Origin of the sequence: Kitasatospora sp. NPDC050543 (assembly GCF_044457565.1) — a bacterium.
GTDB lineage: Bacteria > Actinomycetota > Actinomycetes > Streptomycetales > Streptomycetaceae > Kitasatospora.
Map to the genome: position 1 here is coordinate 129,295 of NZ_JBITGZ010000004.1, position 14,894 is coordinate 144,188.

12 protein-coding genes and 2 pseudogenes are annotated in these 14,894 nt (G+C 73.0%); 6 read left to right on the forward strand and 8 right to left on the reverse strand.

Annotated features, from left to right (window positions below):
* Positions 1–123 precede the first annotated feature (123 nt).
* On the reverse strand, positions 124–837 hold the full coding sequence (locus ACIBH3_RS06615; RefSeq protein WP_396310792.1) for a VC0807 family protein: 714 nt from the start codon (positions 835–837) through the stop codon (positions 124–126).
* A 303-nt stretch (positions 838–1,140) separates the two neighbouring features.
* Complete coding sequence (locus tag ACIBH3_RS06620; protein ID WP_396310793.1) at positions 1,141–3,096, reverse strand: FtsX-like permease family protein; 1,956 nt, start codon at positions 3,094–3,096, stop codon at positions 1,141–1,143.
* Between the two features lie 192 nt (positions 3,097–3,288).
* On the opposite strand from ACIBH3_RS06620, the gene ACIBH3_RS06625 reads away from it, so the two are divergent.
* Positions 3,289–4,575 (forward strand): sensor domain-containing protein, encoded by a 1,287-nt coding sequence (locus ACIBH3_RS06625; RefSeq protein ID WP_396310794.1) that lies wholly within the window; start codon positions 3,289–3,291, stop codon positions 4,573–4,575.
* Positions 4,542–5,207, forward strand: a complete 666-nt coding sequence (locus ACIBH3_RS06630; protein WP_396310795.1) for a response regulator — start codon at positions 4,542–4,544, stop codon at positions 5,205–5,207. The genes ACIBH3_RS06625 and ACIBH3_RS06630 overlap by 34 nt, the downstream gene beginning before the upstream one ends.
* 193 nt (positions 5,208–5,400) lie before the next feature.
* Here the strand turns inward: ACIBH3_RS06630 and ACIBH3_RS06635 are convergent.
* Both ACIBH3_RS06635 and ACIBH3_RS06640 read right to left on the reverse strand, forming a co-directional pair.
* A pseudogene (locus ACIBH3_RS06635) lies at positions 5,401–5,927 on the reverse strand (GNAT family N-acetyltransferase).
* A 126-nt stretch (positions 5,928–6,053) separates the two neighbouring features.
* Entirely contained in the window at positions 6,054–6,584 is a 531-nt protein-coding gene (locus ACIBH3_RS06640; RefSeq protein WP_396310796.1) for a GNAT family N-acetyltransferase, read from the reverse strand.
* Between the two features lie 190 nt (positions 6,585–6,774).
* Here ACIBH3_RS06640 and ACIBH3_RS06645 point away from each other — a divergent pair, with 190 nt between their 5' ends.
* Positions 6,775–7,641, forward strand: coding sequence for a GyrI-like domain-containing protein (locus tag ACIBH3_RS06645; RefSeq protein ID WP_396310797.1), 867 nt, complete (start codon positions 6,775–6,777; stop codon positions 7,639–7,641).
* Positions 7,642–7,775: 134 nt separating this feature from the next.
* Here ACIBH3_RS06645 and ACIBH3_RS06650 read toward each other — a convergent pair whose 3' ends face one another.
* Positions 7,776–8,270: a MarR family winged helix-turn-helix transcriptional regulator gene (locus ACIBH3_RS06650; protein ID WP_396310798.1), complete on the reverse strand. Its 495-nt coding sequence runs from the start codon at positions 8,268–8,270 to the stop codon at positions 7,776–7,778.
* Positions 8,271–8,380: 110 nt separating this feature from the next.
* Here ACIBH3_RS06650 and ACIBH3_RS06655 point away from each other — a divergent pair, with 110 nt between their 5' ends.
* The 3 genes from ACIBH3_RS06655 (at position 8,381) to ACIBH3_RS06665 (ending at position 10,438) form a co-directional block, all read left to right on the forward strand.
* Positions 8,381–9,223 carry an NAD(P)H-binding protein gene (locus ACIBH3_RS06655; protein WP_396310799.1) on the forward strand — a complete coding sequence of 281 codons (843 nt, stop codon included), beginning with the start codon at positions 8,381–8,383 and terminating at the stop codon, positions 9,221–9,223.
* A 93-nt stretch (positions 9,224–9,316) separates the two neighbouring features.
* Entirely contained in the window at positions 9,317–9,754 is a 438-nt protein-coding gene (locus tag ACIBH3_RS06660) for a MarR family winged helix-turn-helix transcriptional regulator (RefSeq protein WP_396310800.1), read from the forward strand.
* Positions 9,755–9,946: 192 nt separating this feature from the next.
* On the forward strand, positions 9,947–10,438 hold the full coding sequence (locus ACIBH3_RS06665; RefSeq protein ID WP_396310801.1) for a GNAT family N-acetyltransferase: 492 nt from the start codon (positions 9,947–9,949) through the stop codon (positions 10,436–10,438).
* 84 nt (positions 10,439–10,522) lie between these two features.
* Here ACIBH3_RS06665 and ACIBH3_RS06670 read toward each other — a convergent pair whose 3' ends face one another.
* From ACIBH3_RS06670 to lanKC, 3 genes and pseudogenes are all read right to left on the reverse strand, one after another.
* The gene (locus tag ACIBH3_RS06670) at positions 10,523–10,732 is read right to left on the reverse strand and encodes a hypothetical protein (RefSeq protein WP_396310802.1); all 210 of its coding nucleotides are present in this window, start codon (positions 10,730–10,732) and stop codon (positions 10,523–10,525) included.
* Between the two features lie 439 nt (positions 10,733–11,171).
* Positions 11,172–11,366: pseudogene (locus ACIBH3_RS06675) on the reverse strand (winged helix-turn-helix domain-containing protein); the annotation flags it as partial.
* Between the two features lie 259 nt (positions 11,367–11,625).
* Positions 11,626–14,217, reverse strand: a complete 2,592-nt coding sequence (gene lanKC, locus ACIBH3_RS06680) for a class III lanthionine synthetase LanKC (RefSeq protein ID WP_396310803.1) — start codon at positions 14,215–14,217, stop codon at positions 11,626–11,628.
* Positions 14,218–14,894: the final 677 nt, after the last annotated feature.

Sequence of the window (14,894 nt, forward strand, 5' to 3'; positions counted from 1 at the left end):
GGGGGGGGGCGGGCTTGGCCCCTGGGGCTTTTTTTGGGGGGGGGGGGGGGTGTGTGGGGGGGGGGGGGGGGGGGGGGGGGCGCGCCCCCGCCCCCCCCCCCCCCGCCCGCCGGCGGAGCGCTGTTAGCCGCCGACCTGGGCCGCCGCCGGCTCCGCCTTCGCGGCGGCTGCCTCGGCGGCCGCGGTCGCAGCCGCGCCGCGGGCCCGGGCCCGCTTGGCGTAGGCGATCGTCCAGCCGATCAGCAGCGCGGTGACGCCGTACGAGAGCACGGAGTTGAGGGTCACCATCGTGCCGGTGTCGAGCGCGTACGACAGGGCGACCCGGACGACGGCCTCCAGCAGGTACGCCACACCCCAGCCGATGGTCAGGTGGCGCTGCACCCGGCGGAAGCCCGCCAGCTCCCACAGGCCGTTCCAGCGCTCGACGCCTTCGGGCGTGCCATCGGTGCCGAACTTCCGGCCGAAGTAGAACATCAGCGGCCGCGGCGCGGCCAGCGAGGCGAGGCAGACCACCCCGAACAGGCCGGTGATCAGCGAGTCCTTGACCAGCAGCAGACGCGCGTCCTGCGGGCCGACCAGGGTGACCACCAGGGTCAGGCCGAGGAAGAGCAGCGAGATCGCGGCGAACTCGTCGATCCGGCGGCGCCATGCCAGGTACACGGCCAGGTCGACGACCGGCCAGAGGGCCGAGGCCAGCAGGGCGGTGGGCTCGCTGAAGCCGTGCTCGGCGAGCTGATTGTAGGTGATGACCGGCGCGACGACGTTCAGGCCGATGGTGAGCACCCAGCCGAGTGCGGCAGAGCCGCCGCCTCGACCGGTCGCGGGCGTGTCCGACACGAATTCCCCCGATGATCTTGATGGATTGTCGAAACCGGACGATATCGGATCACCTGTCAGGCGCACCACACGCGAGCAAGGTTGAGCCGAAGGAGTGCGCGTCGACCTGGTCGCGCCCGAGGCCGACGCCGTCGAGGACCACCACCTGCCGAACCACCTGGCCGCGTTCGAGAAGAACCTCGCCAAGTCCGGCTGAGCCGGCGGCCTGCGTGGCCGTTCCGTGTGCGACCGTTCCGCCCGGCCATGCTGTGCTCGGCCGTTCCGTGCGCCACCGTACCGTGCCCGGCCGTGCTGTGCGCGGCTCTACCGGGCCTGGTGCCCGGCGACCGCCACCGGGCGGTGGCGCAGCGCCCAGGCGGCGGGCAGCGCCGTGCACGGCACGGCGATGAGCACGCAGGCGGCCGCGGTGCCGCCGACCGTGCTCCACGGCACGGTCAAAGAGGTGCTGACCCCGAGCAGCGCCAGAGCGCCGTGCATCCCGGCCAGGTTCACGGCCGTCACCACGCAGCCCAGCACCGTGCCGGCCGCCACCACCAGCAGCGCCTCGGCCGTCACCAGGCGCACCACCTGCCCGCGAGTGGCACCCGTGAGCCGCAGCAGCCCCAGCTCCCGCCGCCGGTCGGTGGTGGCCATCACCAGGGTGTTGGCCAGGGCGATGCCCGTGTAGGTGAGCGCGAGGCCCATCACCAGCACGCTGCGCAGCCAGGCCGTCCGATTGGTCGCCGGGTACGCGGCCGACAGCCAGGCGTCCCTGGTGGCCAGTGCCACGCCGTGGGCCTGCGCAGCCGTCCGCAGGCCCACGGCGGTCGCCGCCCGGTCCGCTCCGGGCAACAGCCGTACCTCGATGCGGTCCACCCGGGCGCCGGGTGCGTTGCGCGGGGTGACGTACAGGCCGTTGTCGCCCATCCCGTCGCGCAGTACGGCGGCGATCCTCAGGGTGGTCCGGCCGCCGTCGGGGCGGACGACCTCCACCGGCTGTCCGACGGTGTGCTGCTCCCACTCCTCGGCCAGGATGATGCCGTCGTCGTCCAGTGCGGCCACCGACCCCGCCAGCACGGGCAACCGGGAGACGACCGCCAGCGCTGCCGGATCGGCCGCCCGGGCCTCGGACCGCACCACGTTGCCGTCGGGCTCGACCACCGACAGCGTGGTGGCCGCTGTCGCCGACACCACGACCCCCGGCACCGCGCGCAGCGCGTCCACCAGCCCGCCGGCGCCCGTTCCCCCGTACGCGCCCCCGTACGCACCCGCGCTTGCTCCCGTACCCGCGCCCGGGCCCGGTGAGATCACGTAGTCCGCACCGCTCCGGGCCCGTGCCTCGCCGGCCTTCGCCGTGCCCACCGTCTCTACCGCCCCCGCGAGCGAGCCCGCCAGCGCGACCGAGACCAGCACCGGTGCCGCGATCGCGCCGGTGCGTCGCAGGCCCGCCACGGCGTTCGCGCGCACCAGCCGCCCGCTGTACGAGGTCCAGCGGGCCGGCAGCCACGCCAGGGCGCGCAGCAGCGGAGGCGTGAGCACCGGCGCCAGCAGCCCGCAGGCGGAGACCAGCAGCATCGGCTGGGTGGTGTAGGTCTTGCGCCTGAGCAGATCTCCCGGGTCGGTGGCCAGGGCCAGCACCACCAGCACCGCGGTGGTGAGCAGCAGCCCCAGGCCCCACACCCACCGCCCGGCGGTCATCACGCCCTCGTCGACGTCCGCCTCGCGCAGCGCGTCCAGCGGCCCGAGCCGGCCGGCCCGGCGTGCGGCGGTGGCCACACCGGACAGCGCCACCAGCAGACCGGTCCAGAAGGCGGCGTGCAGCGGCCAGGCCGCCGTGCCGGGCGTGAATCCCGGCGGTGCCATCCCGACGTGCACCAGCCAGCGCGCCAGCAGCGGAGCGCCCACCCGGCCCACCGCGCACCCGACGCCGGAGGCGACCACCCCCAGCACCAGAGCCTCCGTCAGCACGGTGCGCCGGACCTGCCTGCGGGTCGCACCCGCCAGCCGCAGCAGCCCCAATTCCCGTCGTCGCTGCGCGACCGCGTACGAGAAGGTGGAGGCGACGACGAACGCCGACACGAAGCCGCTCACCCCGCCGGCGGTGCCGAGCACCGCGTTCAGGACGATCGCGTCCTCCCCGCGCGGCAGCGCGGCCGTCCCGGCCAGCCCGAGCGTCATCGCGGCCATCAGTGCGACCCCGAGCGTCAGCGCGACGAACGCCCCGATCAGCGACACCCAGCGGACTCTCAGCGACTTCACCGCGAGCCTCGTCATCCTCATGCTCATCCTCATTCGCATGCCTCAAGCCAACCGCCGCCGCGCCGCGGGCACACCAGCCCTGGACCCACCGCCCGGGGTAGGGCCGGCCCTACCGCGCGGGGCGGCCGGGAGCCCTAGGGTTGCCCCATCCGGAGTACAGCGGCCGGTTGCGGTCCCGGAGTTCGGACCCGAGTACGGAAGGGGCAGGCCCGAATGAGTTCCCGCACCGCCTGGCAGGCGCTGAGCCGCCCGGGCTTCCTGCGCTCCGCCTGGCCCTGGCGGGCAGCCGGGTACCTGCTGGCGAGCGGCGTGGCGGGGCTGCTGCTGAGCGTCGGCCTGCTGCTCTGCGTGACCGTCGCGGGTGTGCTCGCCGTCGTGCTGGTGGGCCTGCCCCTGCTGGCCGCGCTGGCGCTGGCCGGGGTGCCGTTCGCGGCGCTGGAACGGCGGCTGCTGAGGCTGGTCGACGACACGTCGCTCAGCGACCCGCACCGGATGCCCGCCCGGCCCGGCCTGGCGGCCTGGCTGCGCACCCGCTACCGCGAGCGGGCGACCTGGCGGGAGCTCGGCCACGCGGTGCTCGCGGCCTTCGTGCTCTGGCCGATCGACCTGGTGGCCGTCGGCTTCGCCCTGGTCGTCCCCGGCCAGTTGCTGGCCTCGCCGCTGCTGCTGGCGCTGGACGGGGAGCAGGTGAACGTCCTGAAGGTCTGGCAGGTCGACTCCCCGGACACCGCCGCCGCCCTGGCCGTCGCCGGTGCCGCACTGCTGCTCGCGCTGGCGTACCCGCTGACGGCGCTGGCGGCCGGCCGGGCGACGCTCACCAGGCTGCTCATCTCACCCGAGGGCGACGAGCAGCGGATCGGTGAACTGGTCAGCTCCCGCGCGCGGTTGGTGGACGCCTTCGAGGCGCAGCGGCGCCGGATCGAGCGCGACCTGCACGACGGCGCCCAACAGCGCCTGGTGGCCCTCGCCATGACCCTCGGCCTGGCCCGGCTCGACGCCCCGCCGGGCAGCCCACTCGCGGCGCAGCTCGCCGTCGCACACCGGGAGGCCGGCGAAGTGCTCGCCGAACTCAGGGAGTTGATCAACGGCATCCACCCCCGGGTGCTCACCGACCGTGGCCTGCCCGACGCCTGCGCCGACGTCGCGGACCGCTCACCCGTCCCGGTCGACGTCTCTTTCGATCTCCCGGGGCGGCTGCCGCCGCCGGTCGAGTCGGCCGGCTACTTCGCCGTGTCCGAGGCACTGGCCAACCTCGCCAAGCACAGCGGCGCCCGCACGGCCCGCGTCGACGGGCGCTACGCTGAAGGCCTCTTGACGATCGAGGTGTCCGACGACGGCTGCGGCGGCGCCGACCCGGCCGCCGGCAGTGGCCTCACCGGACTGGCCGACCGGGTGTCGGTGCTGGACGGCGCCCTGACGGTGAGCAGTCCGCCCGGAGGCCCGACCCTGTTGCGCGTGGAGATCCCTTGCATCCCGATACGTCGAACCGGCTCCGCGTAGTCCTCGCCGAGGACGGCGTCCTGCTCCGCGAGGGCCTGATCGGCCTGTTGGCCCGCTTCGGCCACCAGGTCGTGGCGGCGGTCGGCGACGCCGACGCGCTGCGGGCGGCCGTCGCCGAGCACGCCCCGGACATCGTCGTCACCGACGTCCGGATGCCCCCGGGCCAGAGCGACGAGGGCCTGCGGGCGGCGGTCGCGCTGCGCCAGGAGCACCCGGGCCTGCCGGTGGTGGTGCTGAGCCAGTACGTCCAACGCTCCTACGCCGCCGAACTGCTGGACTCCGGGGACGGCTCCGCCGTCGGCTACCTGCTCAAGGACCGGATCGGCCAGGTCGAGGACTTCCTCGCGGCGATCGCCGCGGTGGCCGGCGGCGGCACGGTGGTCGATCCGGAGGTGGTCCGTCAACTCCTGCGCCGTCGCCGTGATCCGCTGCAACGCCTCACCCCGCGCGAGCGCGAGGTGCTCGCGCTGATGGCCGAGGGCCGCTCCAACGCGTCGATCTGCCGCGAACTGGGGGTGTCGGAGGCCGCGGTGGGCAAGCACATCGGCAACATCCTGATGAAGCTTGACCTGCCGCCCGCCGAGGACACCCACCGCCGGGTGCTGGCCGTACTGGAGTACCTCCGCGGCTGACCGGTGCCGCCTCGCGGCGAGCCCCACCCTTCCAAGCGCGTTCAGCACGCCGGGCGCCTGCTCGGCGGCGCTGCGGCCCCGGCTCTGCGGCAGGCGCGGCGAGGAGCCCGTCACGATCGGCGCAGGCACCAGGTACAGGTCACGGGGCGCGTTCGGATGGCTCATGCCTGCCCGGTCACGGCCAGCGGGACGCCTACTGCGGGGCGACCCCGGCGGCATCGGCGCGAACCCGGGTGAGCAGGCAGGTCGTACTGCCGTCGTCCTCCTTGATGTCACGGACGTGCCGGAAGCCGATCTTGCCCAGCAACGCCAACGAGGCGAGATTCGACTCCGCAACCGTCGCGTGCACCTCGGCCAGTCCCAGGGCGGTGAAGCCGTGGTCGACGATCGCGTCCGCCAGTTCGGTGCCCAGGCCGCGGCCCCACGCCTCCACGGCCAGCGCGTAGATGAGCTCGAAGCCGTCGACCTCCGTGGCGGGCTTGATCTCGGCGTGACCCACGAGACGACCGTTGTGCCGAACGGCCCAGACGTCGAACCGGTCAAGGCGTACACCTTCGTGAAGATGCGACCGAACAGGGCCCGATCCTCGGCCTCGGACTGCGGGCCGTCGCCCATCCACCGGGACACCTTCGTGTCCTGAAACAGCGTCACGAAGTCTTCTTCGTCCGCAGGGACGTACGGTTCGAGCAGCAGGCGCTCGGTACGCAGAGTCGGGGTCATGCCGGGCGACGGTACTCGCACGCCATTCGCCCGGCAACCGCTTTTGGGCAGTTCACGGCACCGATGGCCACCGCCATCGCGCCGCCCCACCCGCGGCGGCCGCACCGCGGGCTCGCGAAGGACCGACTACCCGGCCGAGGACCCGGGACGGGCTGCTCGGCGCAGGGACTTCGCGAGCCAGTGGTCGACGTGAGGGTCGTCGTTGAACGCGGGTACCTCCTCGTAGCCGTGCCGGGAGTACATCCGGCGGGCCTCGACCAGGTCGTCGCGGGTGTCAAGGCGCATCCGGGTCACTCCGAGCTCGCGGGCCCGGGCCTCCAGCTCGTGGAGGAGCAGCGAGCCGATGCCCTGCCCGCGGGCGGCCGGGGCGGTGTACACCCGGCGGACCTCGGCGGTGTCGGGCGGCAGCAGGAGCATGCCGGCGCAGGCGACCGCGGCCTCGCCCTGCCGCGCCACCAGGAAGACGCCGTGCGGCGGGGCGAGGCCGTCGTCGGGGGCGTTGTCCAGGGCGGTGTCGATCTCGGCGTCGGTGGCGCGGCGGCCGTGGGCCCGGCTGAGGATGTCCTCGAAGTACTCCCGGATCAGCCCGCTCGCCTGCGCGCACTCGGGGGACACGGCGGCGACGGTGACGGCGACGGCATGCGAAGACTGGATCATGCGACCAGTCTCGCCGGTGACCGACCGTCACCGGGAGCGGGGTACGCGCGAGAGCCGAGCCCTCGCGGCACCGTACGTGCGGCGCGCCGGCCGCCGCTGGTCCTCCCACCCGACCGGAGCGGGCACAGGATGTCGGGTACGGCAGGGTGGGCCCTTCCTAGGGTTGGTGATCAAAGGGAAGGAGGCCGGGGTGCTGGAGCTGCTGAACCGGGCCATGGAGCACATCGAGGACCGCCTCGACCAGGACATCGATGCGGCCGAGCTGGCGCGGATCGCGGTGACGTCGGAGTACCACTTCCGGCGGCTGTTCTCCGCGCTGGCCGGGATGCCGCTGTCGGAGTACATCCGGCGCCGGCGGCTGACCGTCGCGGGCGCCGAGGTGCTGGCGGGGGAGCGGACCTTGCTGGAGGTCGCGGTGCGCTACGGCTACACCTCGGGGGAGGCGTTCGCGCGGGCGTTCCGCGCGGTGCACGGCGTCGGCCCCGGCGAGGCCAGGCGGACCGGTGCCGCTCTGCGCTCACAGCCCCGGATGTCCTTCCGCCTCATCATCGAAGGGAGCACCACCATGCGATACCGGATCGTGGAGAAGGACCAGTTCAACGTGGTCGGCAAGCGGGCGCGCGTGCCGCTCGTCCACGAGGGGGTGAACCCGGCCATCGCCGCGCACATCATGGGCGTCGGACCGGAGACCGTGCAGCGGATGGCGAGCCTGTCCGACCAGCAGCCGGAGGGCATCCTCTCGGTGGTCGAGCACCTCGGGGACAGCCGGGAGGAGGGCGTCGAACTCGACTACTACCACGCGGTGGTGACCGGCTCCGCCGCGCCCGAGGACCTCGACGTCCTCGCCGTCCCGGCGGGCACCTGGGCCGTCTTCGAGAACACCGGGCCCTACCCGCAGGCGCTCCAGCACCTGTGGCGGGACGTGTACACGCAGTGGTTCCCGTCCAACCCGTACGCCAGCCGGCCGGGCCCCGAGATCCTCCGGACCCGGCCCTCGCAGGACGGCACGGAGGCGGACAGCCAGCTGTGGATCCCGGTGGAGCGCACCGGGGCCTGACCCGCCGGCCCTTCCGGGCGGTGCGGCCCTTCCGGGCGGCATGACCGCCCGGAAGGGTGCGTGTCCCGCCGGGTCGGGGCGGCACCGGACGTCAGGGCCGCCGTCGAGCGGGGCGACTGCGGTGTGCGGGCCGCTCAGCGCGGAGCGTCCTTGTCGGGGGTGCGGTGGCGGACGGTGTTCTGGGATTCGACGTACTTCAGCATGAGGCGGGCGAAGTCCAGGCGTTCGCGTTCGGTCCAGTCCGCGGTGATGTACTCGAAGGCGGAGCGCTGGTGCCGGCGGAAGCGGGTCATCAGGTCCCTGCCCTCGGGGCTGAGGTGAAGGACCGTGCGGCGGCCGTCCTGCTGGGAGGCGGAGCGGACGAGGTAGCCCGCGGAGATGCTGTCGGACACCATGCGGCTGGCCACCGAGGGGTCCACGCCCAGGTGTTCGGCCACCGCGCCGACGGTCACCTCCCGGTCGTCGTCCTGTTCGGCCTCGAGGATGATGTTGAGGACCAGCGTGCGGCTCAGGTCCTTCTGGGAGATCGGGTTCTCGACCTCCAGGAGTGAGGAGCGGCGCAGCTTCCCGAATGCCGGGCCGACGGCGTTCAGCAGGTCATCGGCCGTTCTCGGCTCGTGCTTCGTCATGCCCTGATCGTACCTAGGTGACTCCCTGAAGGCATGTGTTGACATGCAAACGTGTGCATGTAAGCATGCATATGTCTTCAGCGATACTTCAGTAACGAACGGAGCCTCCCATGACCATCCTCATCACCGGTGCCCGCGGCAAGGTCGGCCAGGCGGTCATCAGCCGCCTGCACACCGCCGGCCGCACCCTCCGCGCAGCCAGCGCCAACCCGGCCGAACTCGCCGTCCCGGCCGGCGTCGAGGTCGCCGAGCTGGCCCTCGACCGGCCCGAGACCTTCGACGCCGCCCTCCGCGGGGTCCGCCAGGTCTTCCTCTACCCCCAGCCCGCCGGCATCCACGACCTGATCAAGGCCGCCGAAGCCGCCGGCGTCGAGCACGTCGTCCTGCTGTCCTCGTCCTCCGTCCTCGGCCCCGACGCCGAGAACGACCCGCTCGCGAGCCACAGCCTCCGGGTCGAGCGCGCCCTCGCCGACTCCGAGCTCGCCTGCACCTTCCTGCGCCCGGACGCCTTCGCCAGCAACTCCCTCGGCTGGGCCTACTTCATCGGCCGGTCGATGCCGGTTCAGCTCGCCTACCCGGACGCGCAGATCGCGCCCATCCACCCCGAGGACATCGCCGACATCGCCGTCGAGGCGCTCACCGGCGAGACCCTCACCGGCCGTTCGGTCACCCTGACCGGCGCCGAGTCGCTCACCTTCCGCGAGCAGCTCGCCCTCCTCGCGGACGCCATCGGCCGTGAGATCCCGGTCGAGCACATCACCCGCACGCAGGCGGAGCAGCAGATGGGCAACCACATGCCCGCCCACATGGTCTCCTCGCTGCTGGACCTGTGGGAAGCCGCCGACCACGTCCCCGCGGCCATCGCCGACACCACCGAGACGCTCCTCGGCCGGCCCGCCCGCACCTTCCGGCAGTGGGCCCGCGAGAACGTCGCCGCCTTCACCGGGCACTGACGGGACGCGCTCCACCGCAGGCGCGCCCACCGCACGTGCTCGACCGCAGGCACGTTCCACCGCAGACGCACCCCACCTCAGAAGGAAGAGGGCATGAAGCCCATCGGCTACTGGCTCAGCCGTACCGACCAGGCCCTCACCGGCTACATGGACGGCATGCTGGCCGAGTTCGGCCTGACCCGGCTCGCCTGGCAGGTACTCAACGTCGTCGAGGACGACCCGCAGGCCACCGACGCGCGCGTGCTGACGGCCCTGGCGGCCAACGCCACCGCGCCCCGCCTGGCCGCCGCCATCGAGACGGTCGTCGCCGGTGGCTGGGTGACGCGCCCGGAGCCGGCCCGCCTCGCCCTGACCGACGACGGCCGCGCCCGCCTCGCCGAGGCCGCCGGACGCGTCAACGCCTTCCGTGACCTGTCGACGGCCGGTATCACCCAGGAGGAGTACCGCACCGCGGTCACCGTCCTGGAACGGATGACCCGCAATCTGGAGATCGCGGCAGCGGAGCAGGGTCGCGCACGCCCTGACCGTTGACCGGCGTCCCCTCCGGGCCTCCCGTCCCTCCCGGGCCCCGCGAGCCGATGGAGGCCGACCATCGCGGCAGCGAGGGTTGCGTGGAACCGGCACGTACGCATGCCCACCTCGCCGCGGGCGGCCTGCCCGCCGGGCCGAGGCGACCACGAGGGCGCCGGGTCGGGCACGGCCGGCCGGCCGTATGCTGCGGGCATGGTGACGTTGGAGCGGCTTCGGGGCGACCACGCGATTGCGCTGTTGGCTTTCGAGCGGGAGAACAGGGAGTACTTCGCACGGTCCGTCCCGGACCGGGGCGACGACTACTTCGCCGAGTTCGCCGCCCGTCATGGTGCGCTGCTCGCCGAGCAGGCGACCGGTGTGATCCACTTCCACGTCATCGTCGACGACCAGGGCGACCTGGTGGGCCGCATCAACCTCGTCGACGTCGAGAACGGAACCGCTGAACTCGGCTACCGGATCGGCGAGCGCGCCGCCGGGCGGGGCCTCGCGACGGCCGCGGTCGGCCGGCTGTGCCACCTCGCCGCCGGCGCCTACGGGCTCGCCGCCCTCAGGGCCCGCACCACCCGCGACAACCCGGCGTCCGCGGCCGTGCTCGAACGCAACCGCTTCACCGCCGTCGAGGACATCGTCCTGGACGGTCGCCCCGGGACCCGCTACGAACGGGCACTCGGCGCTCCCAGCTGACGAGCCGTCATGGCCGTTGCGCCGGCCCGGACCCAGCCCGGACCCGGCCCCGGCGCGGGGCGCAGGGCCGGGCGTCGACGCGGGTCAGCGAGTGGCGCTCGAATCGCCGGCCGGCGTGCATGGCGTGGGAGTGGCATCGTGGTGGCCGCCGAGCCAGAGCCCGAGGAGAAGGCCGGCGACGGCAAGGACCTTGTGCCGGTTCTGCTTCCACCACGAAGGTGATCCGGCTGCCATGAAGCGCAGCTGCGTGTACTCCGGATGCTCCCTGGCCGGTACGTCCTTGAACAGTCCCATCTCTGGCGAACCTCCTTTCACATCAGGGGGTTCATGACCATACGCCCCACTGTGTCTTGATCGCCGGGAATTTCGCCCGCTTCTCCTCGTTCGCGCCCGTCGGTCCTTGGGTGGGGGGTGAGTTGACGAGCTTGCCGTGCTCGGGGACGGCGAACGAGAGCTCGGACGGCGGCGTGTCCGCCGAGCCGGGTGCGCGAGGCTCGTTCGAGGGGATCCCGCCCCTGGCCCGACGGGGGTGCGGGTGCATTCCATTCGGCCTGCCCTCTTGATCGGCAAGTACCGACCGGGAACCTGGAGAACCCCCTGAGTCCGGCGGTCGCGTACGTGCGGCTTCGTCTACCGCTTCCGGTAGCGCCCGGCGCCGTCGTACGGCCTTTGCCGTGTGGTCAGGTGGTCAAGCGGTCCGATGCTCCGATGTTCGGGCGATCAGGGTGAGGATTCAGGCGGGCGCCGTGCTGCGGCAGGACGTCCGGTCGGCGGTGACGACCGCATCGAGCAGGCCGGGGAAGGCCTCTTCGCTGTCGTCGCGCCGCAGAGTGTTCATCCGCGAGGTGCCGACGTAGTACTGCCGGATCAGACCGGCCTCGCGCAGGATCCGGAAGTGGTGCGTGGCTGTGGACTTGCTCACGGGGAGGACCCCGCCGGCGCCGGGACGCCTGCGGGGAGGGCGAGAACGCCGAACGCGGTGCCCGCCGGTGGGTCGGCGGGCACCGCGTCAGTGCGTCACCGCGCGCTGCGTCACATGCAGGCGCGCGAGGACCAGTGGCTGCACCAGAGCGACTCGACGATCGACTCGGACTCCTCGTGCAGACCCTGCAGGTCGAGGATGAAAGCCATGACACACCTCTTTCTCATCGGGGCGGATTCCCGGTCGGGATCCGGTGGTGCTGTGTTCACCGCGGCAGCGAGGCTCCGCGGTGGTCCAGGAGGGGAAGGGCGGTGCCCTTCCGGGTCGACGCCGCGTGCAGCGCCAGGAGGACACCGGCCGAGCCGGTGGCCAGGTCGGTGGAGAGCCGGTAGAGCTGGTGGCCCGGTACGGCGGCGCGGTCCTGATGACGGACCAGGTGCCAGGAGAGCCGCTCGACCTGCTGATCCAGCTGCGGGGAGTCGCCGGCGGCGAGGGCGCAGATCAGGCCGGCCCGGCCGTCGAAGAGCCCGGGCATCAGGAAGAACTCGGCCGCGCAGGCGTGGTCCAGCTGCTCGGCGGCCTCGGTGAAGTGCGGGTCCTGACGGTGGCGGAGCAGGGCGCGGACGGCGATCACCGCGCCCGCCGAGCCGGCGCCGAGGTAGGCGATGGACTGGTTGTCCTGGGTGAGCAGCAGGCTCCTGCCGTCCAGCCGGGAGGCGGCGAGGTCGCGGGCCAGGGCGGCTTCGGCCGCGTCCAGCCAGCGCGGCTCGCCGGTGTGTTCGTACAGGCGGACCAGGAAGAGGGCCAGCCCCGAGCCGCCGTGCAGCAGGCCGACGCGGCCCCTGCCCAGCGGTGGCCCGCCGGCGGTGGTGAGCTGTTCGCCGATGGCGAGTGCCTCGGCGGCCAGCGCGGGATCGTCGTGGCGGTCGGCGAAGTGCAGCAGGTTGAGGCCGATGCCCGCCAGTCCGCCGGCCAGGTCCGCCCCGAAGACACCGAGTTGCCGGCGGTGCCGGGTGAGGTCGCGGGCGAGGGCGAGGACCTCCAGGGCCTCGCCGGTACGGCCGGCCTGGTCGAGGGCCAGGGCCGCGCCGTGCAGGCCGTCGTAGAGACCGGGGCGCACCACCTTGGGATCGCGGGCGGCGCGCAGCAGCCAGTCGATGTGCTCGGCGGGTACGGGGTAGCCGGTGGCGGTGAGGGCGTAGATCACCCCGGCCGCGCCGTGGGCGAGGTCGATGCCGCCGCGGTTGAACTGTTCCGGATCGCCCGGGTGGAGGCGGTCGGTGCGCGAGGGCGTGGCGGCGGCCAGGATGCCCTCGGCGAGTTCGTCCATCACACGGCGCCAGTCGGCGGGCATGGACGGGATGTCGAGCGGTCGGCCGGTGCCGGTACGTTCGGTGGTGCCGGGCGGCAGGGTGCCGCCCGTGGCGGCGGACAGGTCGCGTACCAGCTCCTCGGCCCAGCCGGTGGGCAGCGCGAAGCGCTCGGCGGCGGCCTCGGCGAGGTGGGCGGCCTTGGCGGAGTCCAGATCGATCAGGAAGGTGAGCGGGAGGAAGAGGAACAGGCGCATGCAGGCGAGCGCGTAGTCGTCGATCGCCCGGCCGGTCCGGGCGGCCGGGGAGATGAAGCCCGGCGCGCCGAACCCCGGCGGGGTGCCGCCGTCGAGGTCGAAGGCGAGCTCGAAGTCGACCAGCGCCAGGCGCCCGTCCGGCCGGACCATCACATTGCCCGGGTGCAGGTCCCCGAAGACGATGCCGCGCTCGTGCAGGGTCCGCAGCATGGTGGTCAACTGCTCGGCGAAGTCCAGCGCCGTGGCGGCGTAATCGGCGAGCGCGGCATCGGCCGGCTCGGTGCTCAGCAGCGGGTGGCGGCCCGTGAAGAGGTGCCGTTCCAGCCGCTCGCCCTCGATGAACTCCTCGACCAGGTACTCGTGTTCCCAGACTTTCAGGTGCGCGAGGATCTGCGGCACGAAGTCCAGCCCGGCGAGGCGGCGCAGCACCTCGCCCTCGCGGTGCAGCCGCTGGACGGCATCCGCACCGTACTGGTCGAGACCGGCCAGCGGCCGGGCCTCACGCAGCACGACCACCCGGCCGTCGCGACGGTCCCTGGCCTTGTAGACACCGCCGCCGTTGGAGAAGTGCAGTGCCCGCTCGATCTCGTACGGGAAGTCCTCGGGGGCGGCCTGGGCCGCCCGGGCGTCGATCTGCTCGGTCAGGAAGTCCGGGACGTCCACCCAGTCGGGCACCGAGAACACCGGTCGGCGCAGGTCGGGTACCAGGGTGCCGGTGGCGTCGCGCAGCGCGGAGACCGTCTGGCCCTGCTCGTTGAGGCAGTACAGCTGACGGAAGGCGCCGTACCGGACGTAGAGCAGGCTGTCCCGCCAGCGCAGGTCGCTGAGAATGTACGGGCCGTGCCGGCCGGCCAGCAGCGGGGTCAGGCCGTCCAGGATGCGATGCAGTTCGTGTACGTCGCGTGGATAGATGGTCAGCAGCTTTCCGCTGGAACCGCGCGGCGCGTATTTCGAGTTCGCCTTGAGTACGGTTTGTGGGCTGTCCAGGAACTTCACGCTGAGCTGCTCGGTGCGACAGTATTCCAGGACGGTCTCGATGATTTCCAGCGCCTCGTCCGGGGCGCCGGAGACATGGACCTTCCAGCCCTGCTCGGGGAGCGTGGTGCCGTCCGGGTGCAGGTAGACCCAGACGGTGTCCCGGCTGCGCTGCCACCCGGCGGGCACCGGGCGGATGGCGGGCGGGTACAGGTCGGGCACGTCGTCGCCGGAGCCGGGGCGGTCGTAGAAGGCCGGGTCCGCCTGGCAGAACTGGCCGTAGTCCGATGGACGCACCTCGGGGATCCCCTTCACGCTCTCGACGGCCCGTGCGGAGTGCGCCCGGCCGTATTCCCGTGCCGAGCTGTCCGGCTCGGCGTGGGAAATGTATATCCGGGATCCGGAGGCCTGCTCAAGCCTTGCGGGAACAATTCCGGCGTGTTACGTGCGTGGCAGCCGGTGGCAATTCTGTCCGAATTGACGGCATTTCATGTTGGCCGAGAATCGGTGAACTCCCGATCAGGTGCGGTCCGTGGGTCGGGAGGGCCCACCGGGGTGCCGACCTGCGGGAACGGTGCCCGGCGCGGCCGCGAGGAGCGTGCCCGGCGGCCCGTCCCGGGCGCGCGGCATCGGCTTTCGGCCAACTCGGCGGGCGGGGGAATGTCGCTCCGGCTGCCCCGCGATTGCCGGCCGGTTGCCGGTTGCCGGTTGCCGGTTGCCGGGGCGGTCGGTGGTGTGCGTAGAAGGTCGAGGCCGAGAGCGACGGCTGCGCGCATCACGGTCGCCGCCCGGGGTGCCGGGCCGGTTGGGGCCGTCGGTCAGGAGGGGGTGGGTGCCTCCTCGGCGTGGCGGGTGAGGCCCGCTCGTACGGCGATGTCCAGGGTGGGTGCCGGGAGGAGTGGCGGGCGCTCGTCGTAGCCCGCGCCGGCGGCGGACCGCGGCGTCCAGGGGATCGGTACCCGTGGGGCAATCTTGCCCTCATGGTAAAAGTA

What these genes read in the sequence shown, in the direction of transcription:
- ACIBH3_RS06620 (WP_396310793.1), bottom strand. Translation starts at nt 3,096, where the DNA reads ATGAGGATGACGAGGCTCGCGGTGAAGTCGCTGAGAGTCCGCTGGGTG.
- ACIBH3_RS06625 (WP_396310794.1), top strand. Translation starts at nt 3,289, where the DNA reads ATGAGTTCCCGCACCGCCTGGCAGGCGCTGAGCCGCCCGGGCTTCCTG.
- ACIBH3_RS06640 (WP_396310796.1), bottom strand. Translation starts at nt 6,584, where the DNA reads ATGATCCAGTCTTCGCATGCCGTCGCCGTCACCGTCGCCGCCGTGTCC.
- ACIBH3_RS06650 (WP_396310798.1), bottom strand. Translation starts at nt 8,270, where the DNA reads ATGACGAAGCACGAGCCGAGAACGGCCGATGACCTGCTGAACGCCGTC.
- ACIBH3_RS06655 (WP_396310799.1), top strand. Translation starts at nt 8,381, where the DNA reads ATGACCATCCTCATCACCGGTGCCCGCGGCAAGGTCGGCCAGGCGGTC.
- ACIBH3_RS06660 (WP_396310800.1), top strand. Translation starts at nt 9,317, where the DNA reads ATGAAGCCCATCGGCTACTGGCTCAGCCGTACCGACCAGGCCCTCACC.
- ACIBH3_RS06665 (WP_396310801.1), top strand. Translation starts at nt 9,947, where the DNA reads ATGGTGACGTTGGAGCGGCTTCGGGGCGACCACGCGATTGCGCTGTTG.
- ACIBH3_RS06670 (WP_396310802.1), bottom strand. Translation starts at nt 10,732, where the DNA reads ATGGGACTGTTCAAGGACGTACCGGCCAGGGAGCATCCGGAGTACACG.